At 71.7% G+C, this 15,349-nt stretch carries 19 protein-coding genes; 7 read left to right on the forward strand and 12 right to left on the reverse strand.

Features of this window, described 5'->3' with window-relative positions:
• Window positions 1-28: 28 nt before the first annotated feature.
• Window positions 29-406, forward strand: coding sequence for a hypothetical protein (locus tag AB0J80_RS03685; RefSeq protein ID WP_364699930.1), 378 nt, complete (start codon window positions 29-31; stop codon window positions 404-406).
• On the opposite strand, the gene AB0J80_RS03690 is transcribed toward AB0J80_RS03685, so the two are convergent.
• On the reverse strand, window positions 403-1,146 hold the full coding sequence (locus AB0J80_RS03690) for an EAL domain-containing protein (protein WP_364699932.1): 744 nt from the start codon (window positions 1,144-1,146) through the stop codon (window positions 403-405). The two genes, AB0J80_RS03685 and AB0J80_RS03690, sit on opposite strands and share 4 nt — an antisense overlap.
• Window positions 1,147-1,223: 77 nt before the next feature.
• On the reverse strand, window positions 1,224-2,480 hold the full coding sequence (locus AB0J80_RS03695; RefSeq protein ID WP_364699933.1) for an HDOD domain-containing protein: 1,257 nt from the start codon (window positions 2,478-2,480) through the stop codon (window positions 1,224-1,226).
• Window positions 2,481-2,623: 143 nt separating this feature from the next.
• On the opposite strand from AB0J80_RS03695, the gene AB0J80_RS03700 reads away from it, so the two are divergent.
• Window positions 2,624-3,097: a hypothetical protein gene (locus tag AB0J80_RS03700; protein WP_364699935.1), complete on the forward strand. Its 474-nt coding sequence runs from the start codon at window positions 2,624-2,626 to the stop codon at window positions 3,095-3,097.
• On the opposite strand, the gene AB0J80_RS03705 is transcribed toward AB0J80_RS03700, so the two are convergent.
• From AB0J80_RS03705 to AB0J80_RS03725, 5 genes are all read right to left on the reverse strand, one after another.
• Window positions 3,070-4,677, reverse strand: a complete 1,608-nt coding sequence (locus AB0J80_RS03705) for a DUF6345 domain-containing protein (protein ID WP_364699937.1) — start codon at window positions 4,675-4,677, stop codon at window positions 3,070-3,072. The genes AB0J80_RS03700 and AB0J80_RS03705 overlap by 28 nt on opposite strands.
• Window positions 4,678-4,785: 108 nt before the next feature.
• A complete protein-coding gene (locus AB0J80_RS03710; protein ID WP_364699939.1) occupies window positions 4,786-5,202 on the reverse strand; it encodes a G5 domain-containing protein in 417 nt (138 codons plus the stop codon).
• Between the two features lie 77 nt (window positions 5,203-5,279).
• On the reverse strand, window positions 5,280-5,501 hold the full coding sequence (locus AB0J80_RS03715) for a hypothetical protein (RefSeq protein ID WP_364699941.1): 222 nt from the start codon (window positions 5,499-5,501) through the stop codon (window positions 5,280-5,282).
• Window positions 5,502-5,597: 96 nt separating this feature from the next.
• Window positions 5,598-7,841, reverse strand: coding sequence for a diguanylate cyclase (locus AB0J80_RS03720; RefSeq protein ID WP_364699943.1), 2,244 nt, complete (start codon window positions 7,839-7,841; stop codon window positions 5,598-5,600).
• Window positions 7,841-8,989: an FIST N-terminal domain-containing protein gene (locus AB0J80_RS03725; RefSeq protein ID WP_364699945.1), complete on the reverse strand. Its 1,149-nt coding sequence runs from the start codon at window positions 8,987-8,989 to the stop codon at window positions 7,841-7,843. The genes AB0J80_RS03720 and AB0J80_RS03725 overlap by 1 nt, the downstream gene beginning before the upstream one ends.
• Window positions 8,990-9,152: 163 nt before the next feature.
• Here AB0J80_RS03725 and AB0J80_RS03730 point away from each other — a divergent pair, with 163 nt between their 5' ends.
• Window positions 9,153-9,584, forward strand: a complete 432-nt coding sequence (locus tag AB0J80_RS03730; protein WP_364699947.1) for a glycosyltransferase — start codon at window positions 9,153-9,155, stop codon at window positions 9,582-9,584.
• Window positions 9,585-9,590: 6 nt separating this feature from the next.
• A complete protein-coding gene (locus AB0J80_RS03735; protein WP_364699949.1) occupies window positions 9,591-9,728 on the forward strand; it encodes a hypothetical protein in 138 nt (45 codons plus the stop codon).
• Between the two features lie 9 nt (window positions 9,729-9,737).
• Here AB0J80_RS03735 and AB0J80_RS03740 read toward each other — a convergent pair whose 3' ends face one another.
• Window positions 9,738-10,478, reverse strand: a complete 741-nt coding sequence (locus AB0J80_RS03740; RefSeq protein WP_364699951.1) for a methyltransferase — start codon at window positions 10,476-10,478, stop codon at window positions 9,738-9,740.
• 58 nt (window positions 10,479-10,536) lie between these two features.
• On the opposite strand from AB0J80_RS03740, the gene AB0J80_RS03745 reads away from it, so the two are divergent.
• Window positions 10,537-11,103, forward strand: coding sequence for an isochorismatase family protein (locus AB0J80_RS03745; RefSeq protein WP_364699953.1), 567 nt, complete (start codon window positions 10,537-10,539; stop codon window positions 11,101-11,103).
• 95 nt (window positions 11,104-11,198) lie between these two features.
• On the opposite strand, the gene AB0J80_RS03750 is transcribed toward AB0J80_RS03745, so the two are convergent.
• Entirely contained in the window at window positions 11,199-11,771 is a 573-nt protein-coding gene (locus tag AB0J80_RS03750) for a hypothetical protein (protein WP_364699955.1), read from the reverse strand.
• Between the two features lie 213 nt (window positions 11,772-11,984).
• Between AB0J80_RS03750 and AB0J80_RS03755 the strand changes: the two genes are divergently transcribed.
• Window positions 11,985-12,170, forward strand: a complete 186-nt coding sequence (locus tag AB0J80_RS03755; protein ID WP_364699957.1) for a hypothetical protein — start codon at window positions 11,985-11,987, stop codon at window positions 12,168-12,170.
• A 68-nt stretch (window positions 12,171-12,238) separates the two neighbouring features.
• Here the strand turns inward: AB0J80_RS03755 and AB0J80_RS03760 are convergent, their stop codons facing one another.
• The 3 genes from AB0J80_RS03760 to AB0J80_RS03770 all read right to left on the reverse strand — a co-directional run bounded on the left by AB0J80_RS03760 (window position 12,239) and on the right by AB0J80_RS03770 (window position 13,897).
• Window positions 12,239-12,502: a hypothetical protein gene (locus tag AB0J80_RS03760; protein ID WP_364699959.1), complete on the reverse strand. Its 264-nt coding sequence runs from the start codon at window positions 12,500-12,502 to the stop codon at window positions 12,239-12,241.
• Window positions 12,503-12,838: 336 nt separating this feature from the next.
• A complete protein-coding gene (locus tag AB0J80_RS03765; protein WP_364699961.1) occupies window positions 12,839-13,582 on the reverse strand; it encodes a hypothetical protein in 744 nt (247 codons plus the stop codon).
• Window positions 13,583-13,681: 99 nt separating this feature from the next.
• Entirely contained in the window at window positions 13,682-13,897 is a 216-nt protein-coding gene (locus AB0J80_RS03770) for a hypothetical protein (RefSeq protein ID WP_364699963.1), read from the reverse strand.
• A gap of 279 nt (window positions 13,898-14,176) precedes the next feature.
• On the opposite strand from AB0J80_RS03770, the gene AB0J80_RS03775 reads away from it, so the two are divergent.
• A complete protein-coding gene (locus AB0J80_RS03775) occupies window positions 14,177-15,265 on the forward strand; it encodes a helix-turn-helix transcriptional regulator (RefSeq protein ID WP_364699965.1) in 1,089 nt (362 codons plus the stop codon).
• Window positions 15,266-15,349 lie beyond the last annotated feature (84 nt).

Genomic DNA, 15,349 nt, shown 5'->3' on the forward strand with positions numbered 1-15,349 from the left:
GGCGGCAGGTGCTCGACGCCACATCCTGGTGATCGCCACCCCCATCTGGATGGGGCAGCCCTCCAGCGTCGCGAAGATGGTCCTCGAGCGCCTCGACGCGGAGCTGTCCGAGAGCGACGAGCTGGGGCGGCCGTCGATGTACGGCAAGGTCGCCGTCGTCGCGGTCGTGGGTAACGAGGACGGTGCCCACCACGTCTTCGCCGAGGTGATCCAGGCGCTCAACGATGTCGGGTTCACCATCCCGGCGGCCGGCGGCACGTACTGGGTCGGGGAGGCGATGGGGAAGGTGGACTACAAGGACGCGGGGCCGAAGCCGGACACCACCGGCGCGGCCGCCAGGACGCTGGCCGCCAATGCGGCGCATCTCGCCAGGCTGCTGGCCGCGTCGCCGTACCCGGCGTCCTAGAGCAGCGGCTCGATGTGGTGGCCGGGCAGCGAGCCGGGCCGCGCGATGTAGTAGCCCTGGCCGTGCTCGACGCCCAGCGCCAGGAGCCGCTCGTGCTCGGCGTACGTCTCGATGCCCTCGGCGATCAGCAGCGCGCCGATGCTCTCGGAGAAGCTGACCAGGGCGCGGGTCAGCGCGGCCCGGACCGGGTCGGTGTCGATGCCGCGGGTCAGGGAGATGTCGAGCTTGATGACGTCCGGGCGCAGCTGCAGGATCTGGCTGAGGTTCGCGAAGCCGGCGCCCGCGTCGTCCACCGCGAGCAGGATGCCGGCCGCGCGGAGCAGGCCCGTGACCTCGTGCAGGGCCGAGTAGTCGGTGACGCGGGTGTGCTCGGTGAGCTCCACCGCGATCTTGCGGTTCGCGTGCGACAGCAGCAGGCTGATCGTCCGCGGCGTGAGCAGCGCCTCCACCGACGCGTTCAGGCTCAGCCAGGCGCCCTCCGGCAGGTCGTCGAGGCGCTGCAGGGCCCGCTCGATCGCGAGGATCTCCAGCTGCACGCCGAGGCCGGCCTCGTTGGCCGAGGCGAACGCCTGCACCGGGTCGGGGAACAGCCGGTCGTCGAAGCGGGTCAGCGCCTCGTAGCCGCGGACCGTGCCGTCCTCGAGCCGCACGATCGGCTGGAACACGGTACGCAGGGCGTTGTGGTGGAGCACGTCGCGAACGGCCCGGGTGTCGGTCGAGGGAAGCTGTGCCACGGTCATGCCGGTTGTGTCGGCGCGGAACCTCAACGCCGCCTCCAGCCGCAGTCAGGGAAACGGCAATCCTGTCTGCGATTTTCCTAATGTGCGACGGCGAGCCGGCTACCGGCCGCGGCGGCGACCGTCTGCGTGGACCAGCGCAGCGCGTCCATGACGGCCCCGGTGAGGTCGTTGCCCGGGCGGGTGAACCCCATCTGCGCCATGTCGCCGCGCTCGTACGCGTCCACCACCCGCAGCATCCGGCCGAGCGGGCCGGTGCCGCGAGTCAGCGCCGCGCACAGGTCCGGGGTCAGCGGCAGGTGGTTCACCAGCGACGAGGCCGTGATGCCCAGCAGCTCCGCGACCGCGGTGATGAGCCCGGCGACGAACGCCGCGTCCGGATCGCCCTCGAAGCGGGTCGCCAGGTTGTGGCACAGGCGCGCCCGGGTCAGCGCGTTGGTCAGCTGCGCCTCGGTCGTCTCGGCCACGTCGTCGATCACCATGAGCATCGCCCAGCGCCGGATGTGGCCCAGGCCCAGCAGCACCACGGCCTGCCGGATCGAGGACACGCGCTGGATCGAGCCGACCGCGGCGCTGTTGCTGGCGCGCAGGACGCGCATGGTCAGCGCCGGGTCGCTGGAGATGATGTCCACGACCTTGTCCAGGTCGGCGTCCACGGCGCTCAGGGCCCCGAGCAGCTCCAGCCGGCGCAGCTTGAAGGGCGGGATGCAGGCGGCCGTCATGACCTTGGGGCGGCTCAGGACGTACCCCTGGCGCAGCTCGATGCCGTAGCGGTCGCAGAGGGCCAGGTCGTCGAGGGTCTCGAGGCCCTCGGCGACGATCTGGATCTGCGGGAACTCGCGGAAGACCGCCAGCAGCTCCTCGATGCGCGCGGGGTCGCAGCTCGGCAGGTCCAGCTTCACGTACGACGCCAGCGGCAGCAGGCGCTCGTGCCCCGACTCCCCGACGAAGTCGTCGAGCGCGATGCGGTACCCGACCGCGACGAGGTTGGACACGCCCGCGACCACGGCGTCGTCCACCTCGATGGTCTCCAGGACCTCCAGCACGACGTTCTCCGGGCCGAACGGCAGGATCAGCTCGCCGGTGAGGAACTCGCGGGTCATGTTGATGAAGCACATGCGGTCGCCGACGACCTCGTCCAGACCGAACTCGGTGAACGCGTTGACGATGACCTGGCTGGTCGCGTACGCGTCCCGGCGGTCGGCCGCGACCGCCTGCGTGTTGCCGCGGAACAGCAGCTCGTAGCCCGCGATGTCGCCGGACGCGTCGAAGATGGGTTGCCGCCCGATGTGTACGAGGCGGGAACCCGGCTGAGGAGACTCCGGCCGATTTTCCACGGCGGGACGATCGGCCGGGTTGACCTGCTCTTGAGCGTTCCCTGCGCCCGACTTGAATCCGCGGCCACCCGAACCGGTTAGTCCGTCGGTCTACCCTCGTTTGAGGCCGCTGACCTGGGCCTTCGCGCCCGTACGGTCAGCGCGTGACGCTGCGTCGGTATCTGCTGCCCGAGGTCGTCGGCACCGCAGCGGCGGTGGCGGCGGTCGCGCTGCTGCACCGCGGGACCGGGTCGGCGTACGCCGCCGCGTGGGGCGGCAGCGTGGCGGAGGCAGTGGGCTACTACGGGGTGATCCTCTGGCGCGACACGACCCGGTCGCCTGCCGCAGGGTGGCTGCGCGCGGTGGTGGCGCAACTGCCGGGCACGCTCGTGGAGTTCGGTCCCGCCGAGGCGCTGGACACGCTGCTGGTACGCCCGGCCCTGCTCTACGCCGCGCCCCTGGTGACCGGGAACCTGGCGCTGGGGACGCTCGCCGGGAAGATCGCCGCCGACGTGGCGTTCTACGCGCTCGTCCTGCCGTGCCGACGACTACGCCGGCACTGGCTGCCGGCGGGCCGGCGCCGCACCGACGGCGCCGGCCCGGCCGTTGTTCAGGAGGCGCCGGAGATGTACCAGTAGCCGGTCACCGAGCCCGCGGGCACATCCGCGCTGACCGGGCCCTTGCCCCAGAAGTAGTCGTTCATGCTCACCGCGCCGCCGGGACCGATCGGCCCCATGCTCGCCCACACCACGTCGGCCGGCTGGTCGTCGATCGAGGCCTGCGCCCAGGCGCTGCGGACCGGCATGGGCTTGTTCCACCAGAGGAACGGGTTGCGCAGCAGGTAGTTCGCGTACGTGCCGCCGTGCGAGGCGCTGTGGTACGAGACGGTGTGGAAGCTGTTGATCTGGTGCAGCCCGGCGAACGCGGGACCCCAGCGCTGCCACCACCGCTGCCCGCCCGACTCCTCGGCGAGGATGAGGCAGGTGAACAGGCTCATCCACTCGACGTCGCCGTTGCCCCAGCGGGCGTCGGTGTTCGCCAGGAACGAGTCGTCGTGGTTGCTGCACCCGGCGAAGCTGAAGCCGGTCGGTGCGCCGTGGCCCTGCCAGTACGTCATGTCGACGTGGTCGGTGAAGTTGCTGTCGTCACCGCCGAACGCGGGATCCTTGAAGTCGCTCTCGTAGGCGTTCTGGCTGAGCCATCGGAACTCCACCGGGATGCCGCGGCTGGTGAACTGCCCCTTGAAGCTGTCCAGGTTGTTGCCGGTGTAGGGCAGCCCTGAGCAGTCCCCAGTGCCCTCGGCGCCGACGTCGACGCGCCCGTACGCCCGGGACGTGACCGACCCGGCGCCGGGCCGCGGCTCCTGCGGTTCCTCCGACGGCGGCAGGGTGGCGTCGACCGCGGCCGGCACGATCACGCGCTGCGCCTGGGCGCCCGAGGCGTCGACGCCCTCGCAGCGCAGGCTCGGCTCGATCTGCTTCATGGCCGCGGTCAGGGCCGGTGCCCAGTAGATCGGCCTGGCGGCGGTGACGCGTACGCCCCGGCCCATCGCCTTGGCGCAGCGCTCCTGCGCGCCGGCGGCGTCGAGCACCTCGACAGCACCCGCCTGCTCCAGCGTGCGGGTGCTGTGGGAGAGGCCGGTGACCACGCCCTTGCCGTCGAACGACAGGCGGATCTTGGCGCCGGGGCCCTCGTACGGGAGGCCGGCGAGCGTGAACGCGTACGAGACGCTGGTGTCGAGGGCGGCGGACACGGTCGTGCGGCCGCGCCGGTCCACCGCGGTGATCGTGGTCTTGCGCGCGCTGGGGCGGGCGTCGCGGGGAAGCAGCTTCGCCGCCGCCAGGGCCCGGCTCGCACGCCGCAGGGCGTCGCTCGTGCTGATCGTGCGCAGCCGCTTGAGCGCGGCGACGTCCAGCACCGTCGTCGTGGTCGGCTGACCGTCCTCGTCCCCGCCCCTGGCGCGGCCGGCGGCGCGGGTCGGCACGGCGAGGAAGGACTTCTCGGCGGCGTACCGGACGCTGCCGTCCTCGCCGCGCGCCACCTGCTTCAGGCCCAGCGAGCGGGCGAGCGCCGCCGCCTCCGCGCCGCTGAGGCCGGACGAGCGTACGGCGAAGACCGGCAGCGTCGCGCGGTCGGCCGCGCTCGCCGGGGCGGCGACCAGGCCGCCGCCCAGTGCCGCCGCGGCGAGCGCCGCAGCTGCTTCCCTCTTGTACTGCATCACTACCCCCGTTGTGGATGCGGGCACCGGAGCGGTGCCGCGCCCAGTATTGCCGGGGGGTTTTTGTCTGAATTTTAGGTTTGGCGGCCGTGACGGATGGCCGACAGCTCAGGCCGTACCCACCGCGACGACCTCGTCCACCGGCTTGCGGGTGACCTCCGACTTCACCAGCTTGCGGTGGGTCTCCTTGCCGCCGGACATGGTGACCTCGTAGGTCTTGGTCCGGACCCCGTCGATGCCGTCGGTGCGCTTCTCGCGCTCGCCCTTGGTCAACCAGTTGTCCTTGACCGTCCGGGTCTTGAACTTGATCGGCTCGGTCTCGGTGATCGTCCGCTTGCCGTCGGCCGATGCGGCCTGCGTGCTGGGCGTGGCCTTTGCGCTGGGCGTGGTCGGCTGCGGGTCCTGGAAGGTGCCGGCTGCGGGTTTCTCGTCGCCGGTGACCGCGCTGACGATCGCGGCGGTGCCGCCGCCGACCACCAGCACCAGAGCGGCCGCGATGAGGCCGATGCGAGTCTGTTTCGTCACCGGGACAGTGTGGCCGTCCCGTTGGGCGCACACTTCGCCCGTTCGGGCAGTTTCACCTTTCGCCGACCCTGCCTTCTTCAGCTTTCGCCGACTCCGGTGGGCACGGTGACATCGGAGGACGACGCGGGCTGCGGCCGGGGCCGGTCGTGGGACTCGCGCGACACGCCGAAGACGAGCAGGCCGAGCAGTCCCGTCAGGAGCAGGGCGGCGATGGCAAACTCGAGCTTGTCGCGCCGGCGGGTGCGCCAGAGGCCGCGAGCGGGGATCTCGTCGTACCAGCGGGGTTCGTGATCGGGCACCGGCCCAGTCTCCGGCCGCGAGCGCGCAGGCGTGATCGGTGAAAGAAGCAAAAAGATTTAGCCTCTTTCTGGACCACGTTTGGGCCCTTCGGCTCGTTAGTCCTGTCCGTCCTTCGCCGGAAACTCGCGGGCCAGGTCGGCCGCGCTCACCGGGGAGCTGAGCACGCCGCCCTCGCCGTACCGGCAGCCGCCGGCGATCAGCTCGGGGATCTGCTCCTTCGTGCCGACCACCTGAGCCACGACGACGTCGCTGAACTGCCGGGCGGCCGCGATCAGCCGCCGCCGCGCCTCGGGCGGCAGCGCGGGCGTGCTGCCGGCGAGGTCGATCTTGACCAGGTCCGGTGCCACGCCGCAGAGGTCGGCCAGGGCGAAGGGTGCCGAACCGAAGTCGCGTACCGCGATCTTGAAGCCGTCGCGCTGCCAGCGCGCGATGTGGGCGGAGACCTTCTCCGCCTCGTCGGCCAGAACCTGGGCGCTGACCTCGAAGGTCAGGTCGCCGGGCGTCAGGCCGTTGAGGCCCAGCACGTTCTGCGCGGCCGCACGGAACCGCTCGTCGGTCAGCTGGTGGGCCTCCAGCCGCAGGTGCAGGCCGGCGGTCGTCCCGCCGGCCTTGCGCCACGCGGCCAGCTCCCGGCAGCCCTGCGCCAGCAGCCAGCGCTCGATCCGGCCACCCACCTCGGTCTTCGCCGACAGCGCCAGGAACTCCTCCGGCGCCAGCAGTCCACGCTGCGGGTGCTGCCAGTACGGCGCCACGGTGACCGCCGCCACGGATCCCGAGGCCAGGTCGATGACGGGCGAGTAGCGGGTGACCAGCTGCCGGTGCACCAGCGCGGTGCTCAGGTCGGTCTCCAGCTGCAGCCGGTTCAGCATGTCGGCGTGCATCTCCGGCACGTACACCTGGGTTTCGCCCTCACCGAGCTTCTTGGCGCGGTACATGGCGATGTCGGCGTCGTGCAGGACCTGGGCGGCGTCCTGCCCGGCGGTGCTCACCGCGACGCCGATGCTCGCGCTCACGTGCACCAGGTTGCCGAGCACCTCGAAGGGCGAGCGGATCTGGCCCGAGACGCGCTCGGCGACCGCCACCGCGTCCGCCACGTCAGCCCCGGGCAGGAGCACCGCGAACTCGTCGCCGCCCAGCCGGGAGCTGGTGTCGCCGTCACGCAGGCAGCTGCGCAGCCGGCGGGCCACCTCGGTGAGCAGCGCGTCGCCCGCGGCGTGCCCCAGCGAGTCGTTGACCGGCTTGAACCGGTCCAGGTCGATGAAGAGCACCCCGGCGGTCTCGCCCCGGTCGTGCGCGTCCAGCAGCGCCTGCTCCAGCCGGCCGGTGAACATCGCCCGGTTGGGCAGGCCGGTCAGCGGGTCCAGCTGCGCCTCGTGCACCGCGCGTACGGCCGCAGCGTCGGTGACCGCCATCCCGGCGTGGTCGGCCAGCGCCAGCAGCGCCTCCCGGTCCCCTTCGGTGAACGGCGCCTGTCCGGAGGCCCGCCCGATCGTCAGCGCGCCGACCACCACGTCGTTCTCCATCACCGGGCACGACATCGTCGCGGCGGTCCCGGGCAGCTCGTTGCTGCCGTCGTCCACCCCGACCAGGCGCCGGTGCGACATGGCCGCGTCGGTCAGCGGCGCCGCGGACCGCGCGACCCGGCGCCCGAGCTCGGTCTCGGTGGCTCCGGCCACGGCGGCGAGGCGCAGGTCGTCGGAGTCCGGCGCGGCGAGCAGGCGCAGCGCGGACGTCTGGGCGTGCAGCAACAGATGACCGGCCTCGGTGATGGTGTCCAGGACCTCCCGCAGCGGGTCCCGCCGGGCGATGGCCGCCTCGATCCGCCGCAGGGCCTCCACCAGCGCCTGCCGCGCCTCCAGCTCGCGCAGCAGCCGGGCGTTCTCGGCCGCCTGCTGGTCGCTGTGCTCCCGCAGCCGGCGCTCGGCGGCCAGGGTCTCCATCATCGTCAAGCTCAGCGACAGTACGCGGGCAGTCGCGCGCAGCAGGCTGATCTCGTCGGGCGAGAACGGGTCCTGCAGGCGGGCCAGGAGCAGGTGCCCGGAGACCTCACCGCTCATCGTGGCCACGGCCAGGTGGCACTCGCCGACGCCGGGCAGGTGCGCGCGGCGTACACCCGACTGAGCCAGCTCCCGCATCAGATCGGCGGGGCACTCGCGTCGCGGGAACCCCACCGACACCACCTCGCCGTCGCGCAGCACCGCGCAGACCTCGGCCTCCGCGGCGGAGGCCGCGTGCTCGGCGGCCACCTGCATGGCGCGGCGCTCGTCGGAGACGCTGGCCATGAGCGCGACGAACTCCGCGAGCAGGTGGGTGGCGCCCACCCCCGAAGCCAGGCTCATCAGCCCACCGCCAGCACGGCGACGGCGTAGTTGTGGAAGCCGTTGAACCCGCGGCTGCGAGCGATCTCCCCGGCGGAGTAGCAGCCCGCGATCGGGAACTCGGCGTTCCCCCCGGACAGCCGGCGGATCTCGTTCTCCGGACCCGACTCGCTTCCCAGCATCATCAGGCGTCCCACCCCGTCGAAGGCCAGCATTCCCAGCGGCTCCCCGGTCAGCGAGCGGACCGCGTCAGCACGCGCCGATCCCGCGGCGTCGAGCAGCGTGCCCGTGCTGGAGCTGCTGAGCCACACGGTGCCTCCCTCACGGATGTCCGCCGGGCTGGTCAGCGCCCGGGAGGCGAAGTCCGCACCGCTGATCAGGCGCGCCTCGCGGCCGCTGCGCCGGTCGACGCAGACCGGATGGGCCAGGGCGAACAGCCCGAAGGCCTGCGGATCCCGGTACGCCTCCTCCGAGGCGCCCAGCCGGTCCAGGTAGACGTCGAGGGCGGGCCGGTCGTCGAGCTCCAGGATCCGGCCGGGACCGCTGCGGGTGACGAGGATCGGGTCGCCGACCGGCTCGTAGCCGTGCGCCACCCCGATGCCGAACGGCGCCTCCGAGCGCATCGCCACGGTCACCAGGGAGTCGGTGAGCACCCTGCCCTCGTGCAGCAGGAACGCGGTGTCGTTGACCGGGCTCGGCGCGGCGCACCCGCCGATCAGCGGCACCGAGGCGCCGAGCGTGTCGTACGCGCCCCGGAGCACCTCCTCCTGCCGCTCGACCCGGCCGTCCATCAGCATCAGCATCGCGGTGTGCCCGCCCTCGGCCAGCGTGGCGGCGCTCTCCGTCGCCTCGGCGCCCACCTCCCGCGGGCACCGCGAGATGCCCTCGACCGCGCGGGTCTCGAACTGGAATCCCGAGCCGCCGAACGCGGCGACCACCACGCCGTCGAAGATCGGGCCGGCCGCCGTGAACTCACCCGACGTGGAGCACCCCACCAGGGGCACGTCGCCGGTGACCTTGGTGATGCCGCGGAGCACGGCGGTCAGGTCGTGACGCGGGTTGCCGAACACGACGATGAGCCGGCTGTCCCCGCGGTCCCGCAGCGCCGCCCGCGCCGCCCGCATGCCGGCCTTCTCCCCGTCCGGACCGGCCGACGAGCCCACGCCCATCCACCGACTGTCACCCTGAGTCACGTCCCGGTGCCTCCTAGTAAGTCCTCTTTCACGATCGACATGTCCGGGGGAGTGCTGAGCGGAATCGACGCAGCACCTTTGCGCCGTTGTTGAGCACCCGATGAGGTTGCATTGAGGTTGCAGGCCGAACGTTGAGGGCATGACGCACACGAACCTCCTCGCGGTGCCGCCCGTCGTCGTCGCCGGGCCCGCCCGTGACCTCGCCCCCATGCCTTGGCCGTACGCGGTCGCCGCTGTCGAGCTGACCGTCGTCGTGCCCTTCCAGAACGCCGGTCGCCGGCTGCGGGAGGCCGTGCAGCGCGTCGCCGACGCGCTGCACTCCCAGCAGGTCTCGTTCGAGGTCATCGCCGTGGCCGCCCGCCCCGGCGACGGCTCGGCGCAGACCCTCGCCGACCTGCCGCAGACCCGCGTGGTCACCTCGGCGCACATCCAGGACAAGGGGGCGGCGATGCACTTCGGCTTCGCCATGGCCCGCGGCTCGTGGATCTGCTTCGCCGACATGGACGGCGACACCGAGGTCGACGCGTACGAGCTCATCGAGCACTTCCACATGGCACGAGAGAAGGCCTGAACCATCGTGTCCCACGGAATGGTCCTGCTCAGCGTGCCGGTCGCCAGCCTGGCGGCATTGCTCTACCTCAACGCGTACCTGCGTCGCGAACCCGCCGACGCGGGCGACGTACCCCGGCGGAGGCGAACCGACTTCCTCGACTGACAGAGACCGTCAGGGGCGGGACGCCTGCACGAGGAAACGGTGCGCGGTGACGGTGAAGTGCCCGTGCGTGCGGATCACCGCGTCGATGCGGCGCAGTGCCCGCTCGTACCGCTCGGGGGAGAAGTCGCGCACCTGCCACGGCACGGCCCGCAGCTGGTAGACGATCGCGCCGACGTCGTGGAAGGTCAACGCCGGGCGCTCCTCGCGGACGTCGGTGACCGCCAGCCCGGCCGCCTCCAGCGCCGCGACGGCCGTCTCCGCCGTCCAGCGCTGCGGCGCCGGCGGCGGGGCGCCCAGCTCGGCGTTCAGGTCGGCCAGGTCGTCGCTGCCGACCTGCTGGCTCAGCACCGTGCCGCCCTGCTTCAGCAGCCGGGCGATGTCCTCGGCCGGCAACCGCCCGTGCCGGCTCAGCACGACGTCGAACTCCTCCTCGCCCCCGGGCAGTTCGGTGACCACGGACACCCCGAACGGGGTCAGCCGGTCCCGCGCCACGGGCACGTTCGGCGCCCAGCCCTCCACGGCCACGGTGTGCGGCGGCAGCGGAGCCAGCTCGGCGAGCAGCTCCCCACCCCCGGTGTCCAGATCGAGCAGGCTCTCCGACCCCCGCAGCAGCGCCCGTGCCAGCAGCGGATACGACCACGAGGGATCCGACCCGACGGCCCGGCCGTCCAGCCAGGCGAATTCCCAGCCCGTGATGGGTACGCCCACGGCCTCACCCACGAGCTCGTCATAGCGCCGTCCGGATCGCATGTCGCGACCGTAGCCCGAGCCCGGTTCTCTGTCGTACCCCGGGCATAACATCGCCGACATGACCACACTCACCGACCGCCCCCGCACAGCCCTGCTGATCATCGACGTGCAGAACGGCGTCGTCGGGCAGGCCCACGACCGCGACCAGGTCGTCGCCAACATCGCCACCCTCGTCGACAAGGCCCGCGCCGCCGACGTGCCGATCGTCTGGGTGCAGCACAGCAGCGACGATCTCCCCGTCGACAGCGAACCCTGGCGCTACGTCCCCGAACTGCAGCGGCGCGACACCGAACCGGTCGTCCACAAGCGCTACGGCGACTCCTTCGAAGACACCACCCTCGAGTCGGTCCTGGCCGAGGGACGCATCGGCAGCCTCCTGGTGGCCGGCGCCCAGTCCGACGCATGCATCCGCTCCACCCTCCACGGCGCGTTCGCTCGCGGCTACGACGCGACACTGGTCTCGGACGCCCACACGACGGAGGACCTGTCCGCCTGGGGCGCGCCGCCGCCCGACAAGGTGATCGCCCACACGAACCTGTACTGGCAGCACACCACGGCTCCCGGCCGCACGGCGGGCACGGTGGAGACGGCCGCGGTCGAGTTCCCCCTCAAGCCGGCGGTCTGACCAGGTCCGGGCGCTTCTCGGGCAGCAATCGCCGGCCTGGTGGTGTGGCAGGAGCGGCTGGGCCTCCGCGGGTGGGGTCGCCGGCTCGGGCGGAGTCAGCCCAGGCCGGAACAGACTCGCAGCCTGCTCTCGATCCACGGCGAACTGTCGAGGGCTACCGGCGAGATGTCCCGGACCTGCTCGTCCGTCGGCTCCACCCTGACGGAAGCATCGAGAACCACGGTCTGTTTCGAGTCGCAGACGAACTCCACCACCACGTCGACCGGGAGCGTCGCAGCCGGCTGGATCAACCGTTGCTTCTCCGAGCTGCGGAGGGTCACGCCCGGCTGGTCGACGCGGACACCGAGGACGCTGACCGGCACGGGCCCGGCGTTGACGACCGTCACCTGGGTCTCGAGGCGCACCCGCTCCTGCTCGTTGTGCACCGTCATCGCGCTGGACTCCGCGAAGAGCACCACCGAGACCGCAGCCTCCGCCCGCTCCACCGAAGCCGCCAACGGTCGATACCACCAGATGTACGCCGCGACGCCGCCCAGGACCGCGCCGGCCAGCAGCGACACCACCACGACCATGGCCAGCGCCCGCACGGTGGCGAGCCGGCGCCAACGGCCTCCCGGGGTCCCGTTCGGGGGCGTCCCGTATTGAGGCGGCTGGTCCAGGTCGATCACGGCCTACCCCCTCACGGCGAAGGACCCCACCGTAGCCTGCCCGTGGCCTCGGCTTCAGTCCGGAAGATCAACTGCGGGAGGAGTGGCACTACGACTTTCGTCGGAGACGAGGGGTCCGCGAACCCTGCTTGCTGGCGATGCGACCCGGGCTTCCCGGCCGGAATAGTCGTCTCATCGCGGCGGCCGGCGTCGTGACCGAACGAGGAGGCATCGATGGGCAGCAACGCGACCGTCCTGGACGGCTTCACCGACAACCGTGCCGGGCAGCTGCGCGCTGGAGCGGTCAAGCCCGACCACCACCCCGTCGTGGCGGTCCTCACCGATCCGGCGCTCGTCCGGATCGGCTGGCTGGCAGCCGGCATCTCGACAGTCTGCGTGGCCGTCACGGCGCTGCTCTGAGATGTGCCCGGGGAAAGCGTCGGCTCTCGTGCTGAGGTGGATTTCCCCGCTCGGTCCTCATCGCAGCTTCAACCGGAAGACACGGGCGCTGTACCCGTGCGCAGGTTCCTACCCCACGCGAACGGCGACCCGATCAGCAATGCCCCCTCGTGCTGCGTGTAGGGGACCGGCACGGCGTACCGTTTCCCGGATTTGCGCCCCACGACGTAGAGGGTGATCAGGCGGTTGCCGACCAGCCGGGACAGGAACGGCACCCGGAGCAGGCCGCGGACGATGCGGTTCGCCACCCCCTGCAGGGCGAGGGTCTGAGCTCGCTGCTCGGTTATGGACATGCCTCCGCCCGCTCGACGCTATACCGCTCGGCCATCGTGGCAACCTGCCGGCAACTTAGATTCCGCTACATGCAGCCGTGTGGCTACCGATGGTTCGCACCGTCCTCAGGTCGTTCCACGGATGGAGCCCCACATGCGTCAACGTCGTCTGACCGCAGCTGTCCTGTCCGCTGTTGCGGGCCTCGCCGCCGCCGGCCTGTTCACCGGTGCCGCCCATGCTTCGAGCGGGTCGGAGCCCGGCAAGGAAGCCCCCACCACCGCGCCGACGAAAGCCGGCGACTCGCCCGGGCCGACCACTTCGCCCAGCGCCCGGCCGGCACCGGCACCGATCACGGGTCAGGTCACCGCGGTCGACGCGACGAACGGCACCATCTCGATCGCCACCACGCTCAACGGCAAGAACGTCACGATCACCCTCAAGGTGGGCGTGAACGCCGCGGCCCTGGTCGACGGCGTGCCGACCACCCTGGCGAATGTTCCGGTCGGCGGATGGGTGCAGGTGGGCGGCAATGACGGCGGCCCGCTGTTGAGGGTGACCTCGCAGGCGAGGTCGTTGCAGTGGGAAGGCACGCTGGTCAGCGTGGACCGCACCGCCGGCACGGTGAGCGTGAAGCTGGCGACCGTTGCGGCGACCCTGCGGGTCAGGGCGGACGCGAAAGTCTCTCTGGATGGCGCTCCCGTTGCCCTGAGCGCTCTGCCGGTCGGCGCGAGGCTTCGGCTTTCGGGAACGGAGACCGGCGCGGAGCGGGTGATCACGACGATCGAGGCACGTTCCGTGCAGCCCGGCCCGGCACCGAAGCCGACGACGTCAGAACCTCCGAAGCCGACTGTGACGGCCCCTCCCAAGCCGTCCGAGCCGTCGAAGCCGGCCGCGCCGAAGCCCACCACCTCCGAGGTGCCGAAGCCGACTGTGACGACTGCGCCTAAGCCGTCCGAGCCTTCGAAGCCCGCCGCGCCGAAGCCCACCACGTCCGAGGTGCCGAAGCCGGTTGTGACGACTGCGCCCAAGCCGAAGACGCCCGAGCCTTCCAAGCCGGCCGCGTCGGCCCGGCCGAAGCCGAACAGCTCTGAGACGGTCAAGCCGACGTCGAAGTGACCGCCGCTCGCCCTCCGGCTGTCCGAGGCGCTCGGTGAAGAGCTCCCGGTTCCTTCTCGGGTCGGGGTCCGGCAGTGGGGCGTTCACGGCCGGCGTCCGCTGCGGTCGCGCTGTCCGGGGGTCAGCAGCGGCGCGGTGGGCATCACGCGGGTGTCCTCGTTCCATGCCGGGGTGCCGGCGGCCAGTTCGCGCAGGCGACGAAGGGCGGCCTCGCGCTCGCGGTCTTGGTGCTGCTGCGCGGCCTTGAGTGCCTTCCGCGCTCTGGCGTTCCGCCACCGAACAATCCACTGGCCGGGCATCGTGGGGCCTCCGCATCCGTGTCGGGGGCTCCGGCCTCCGCTGCGGATGCGCGGAGTTCGAGGCCGGGGGACCTCTCCCGCGCGATCGGGCAGCGAGAGACCGGAGCCGGTTCCTTGCAAGAGGCGACGGGTGGAGCTTCTCGCGGCCGACCACCCGCCGCCCCCATCTGTAGCCTTCCGATCACGCAGCGAAGAAGATAGGAGATCGGTGCTGCCAGCGCCCGAGTGACGAGGTCGGCAACGCTGGCAACACTTCGGCCCTCACCCGGAGGACGCCCAGTGGAAACGTTCGGGCAGGCGGTACACCGCCTCCGCGGTGACCTGTCGCTGCGCGAGATAGCCCGTCGCGCCCACATCGATCCGGGACACCTTTCCCGAATCGAGGCGGGCAAGCGACCACCTACCCCGGAACTCGCAGCCGCCCTGGACGCCGCGCTGGGCGCCGACGGCGCCCTGGTCGCCGTCGCCGCGCCGGCCATGCCGGAACGATGGAAGCTCGACGACGGACTGTGGCGGCCGCGGGATTCCGAACGGCTTGCCGCTGCCGTGCTTGCTGAGACTCCGACTGCGGAGAACGCCGTCGACCTGGCGCACCAGTGGCTGATCGCCGAGCCGCCGCAGATCTACGAAGTCCGGGCTGGACGCCGCATCGGCGTGCGAACCGTGAGGGAGATCGAGCAGCGCGTGCACCAGCTCCGCCAGCTCGACGACCATGTCGGCGGAAGCGATACGTACGCCATGGTCACCGCAGAGCTGGTCGCGACAACCAAGCTCCTCCGCGACGGCGCGTACACCGAGAAAGTCGGCCGGCGGCTACTCGTGGCAATCGGCGAGCTGGCTCAGCTAGCCGGCTGGGTGACTTCGGATGCCGGCCGGTACGCCGAAGCGAAGCGGCTCTACCTCGTCGGCGTCCGGGCATCGCACGCCGGCGGTGACGTCGCGGGAGCAGCGAACAACCTTTCCTCACTCGCGTATCAGGAGGCGAATGTCGGCGACCCGCGCGAGGCGGACCGGCTGGCCCGATCGGCGTACAGCGGAGCGAAGGCGGCAGCGTCAGCGACGACGCGCGCGCTACTGGCCGAGCGAATCGCGTGGGCCGCCGCGCGGACCGGCGAGGCGGGCGGAGCTGAGCGGGCACTCGCCACGGTAGAGAGCGAGTATGAGCGCCGTCGCCCGGCCGATGACCCGATCTGGACGTACTGGTTGACCGAGGACGAGATCGGGGTCATGGCCGGGCGGGTGTGGACGCAACTTCGGCGGCCGCTGCGCGCGGTGCCGGTACTCGAGCGGGCAGTCGCCGGGTACGGGGAGGAAACCGGCCGGGAAACCGCCCTGTACCTGTCGTGGCTGGCAGAGTCATTGCTGTAGGCGAACGAGGTCGAACGCGCCGCGGCGACCGCGACGGAGACGCTGCGGCTGACTCGGGCGGCAGGCTCGGTCCGTGCGGACGAC

The organism is Actinoplanes sp. NPDC049548, assembly GCF_040676695.1.
Taxonomy (GTDB): domain Bacteria; phylum Actinomycetota; class Actinomycetes; order Mycobacteriales; family Micromonosporaceae; genus Actinoplanes.

What these genes read in the sequence shown, in the direction of transcription:
- AB0J80_RS03690 (WP_364699932.1), bottom strand. Translation starts at nt 1,146, where the DNA reads ATGACCGTGGCACAGCTTCCCTCGACCGACACCCGGGCCGTTCGCGAC.
- AB0J80_RS03705 (WP_364699937.1), bottom strand. Translation starts at nt 4,677, where the DNA reads ATGCAGTACAAGAGGGAAGCAGCTGCGGCGCTCGCCGCGGCGGCACTG.
- AB0J80_RS03720 (WP_364699943.1), bottom strand. Translation starts at nt 7,841, where the DNA reads ATGAGCCTGGCTTCGGGGGTGGGCGCCACCCACCTGCTCGCGGAGTTC.
- AB0J80_RS03725 (WP_364699945.1), bottom strand. Translation starts at nt 8,989, where the DNA reads ATGGGCGTGGGCTCGTCGGCCGGTCCGGACGGGGAGAAGGCCGGCATG.
- AB0J80_RS03730 (WP_364699947.1), top strand. Translation starts at nt 9,153, where the DNA reads ATGACGCACACGAACCTCCTCGCGGTGCCGCCCGTCGTCGTCGCCGGG.
- AB0J80_RS03740 (WP_364699951.1), bottom strand. Translation starts at nt 10,478, where the DNA reads ATGCGATCCGGACGGCGCTATGACGAGCTCGTGGGTGAGGCCGTGGGC.
- AB0J80_RS03745 (WP_364699953.1), top strand. Translation starts at nt 10,537, where the DNA reads ATGACCACACTCACCGACCGCCCCCGCACAGCCCTGCTGATCATCGAC.
- AB0J80_RS03755 (WP_364699957.1), top strand. Translation starts at nt 11,985, where the DNA reads ATGGGCAGCAACGCGACCGTCCTGGACGGCTTCACCGACAACCGTGCC.
- AB0J80_RS03760 (WP_364699959.1), bottom strand. Translation starts at nt 12,502, where the DNA reads ATGTCCATAACCGAGCAGCGAGCTCAGACCCTCGCCCTGCAGGGGGTG.
- AB0J80_RS03770 (WP_364699963.1), bottom strand. Translation starts at nt 13,897, where the DNA reads ATGCCCGGCCAGTGGATTGTTCGGTGGCGGAACGCCAGAGCGCGGAAG.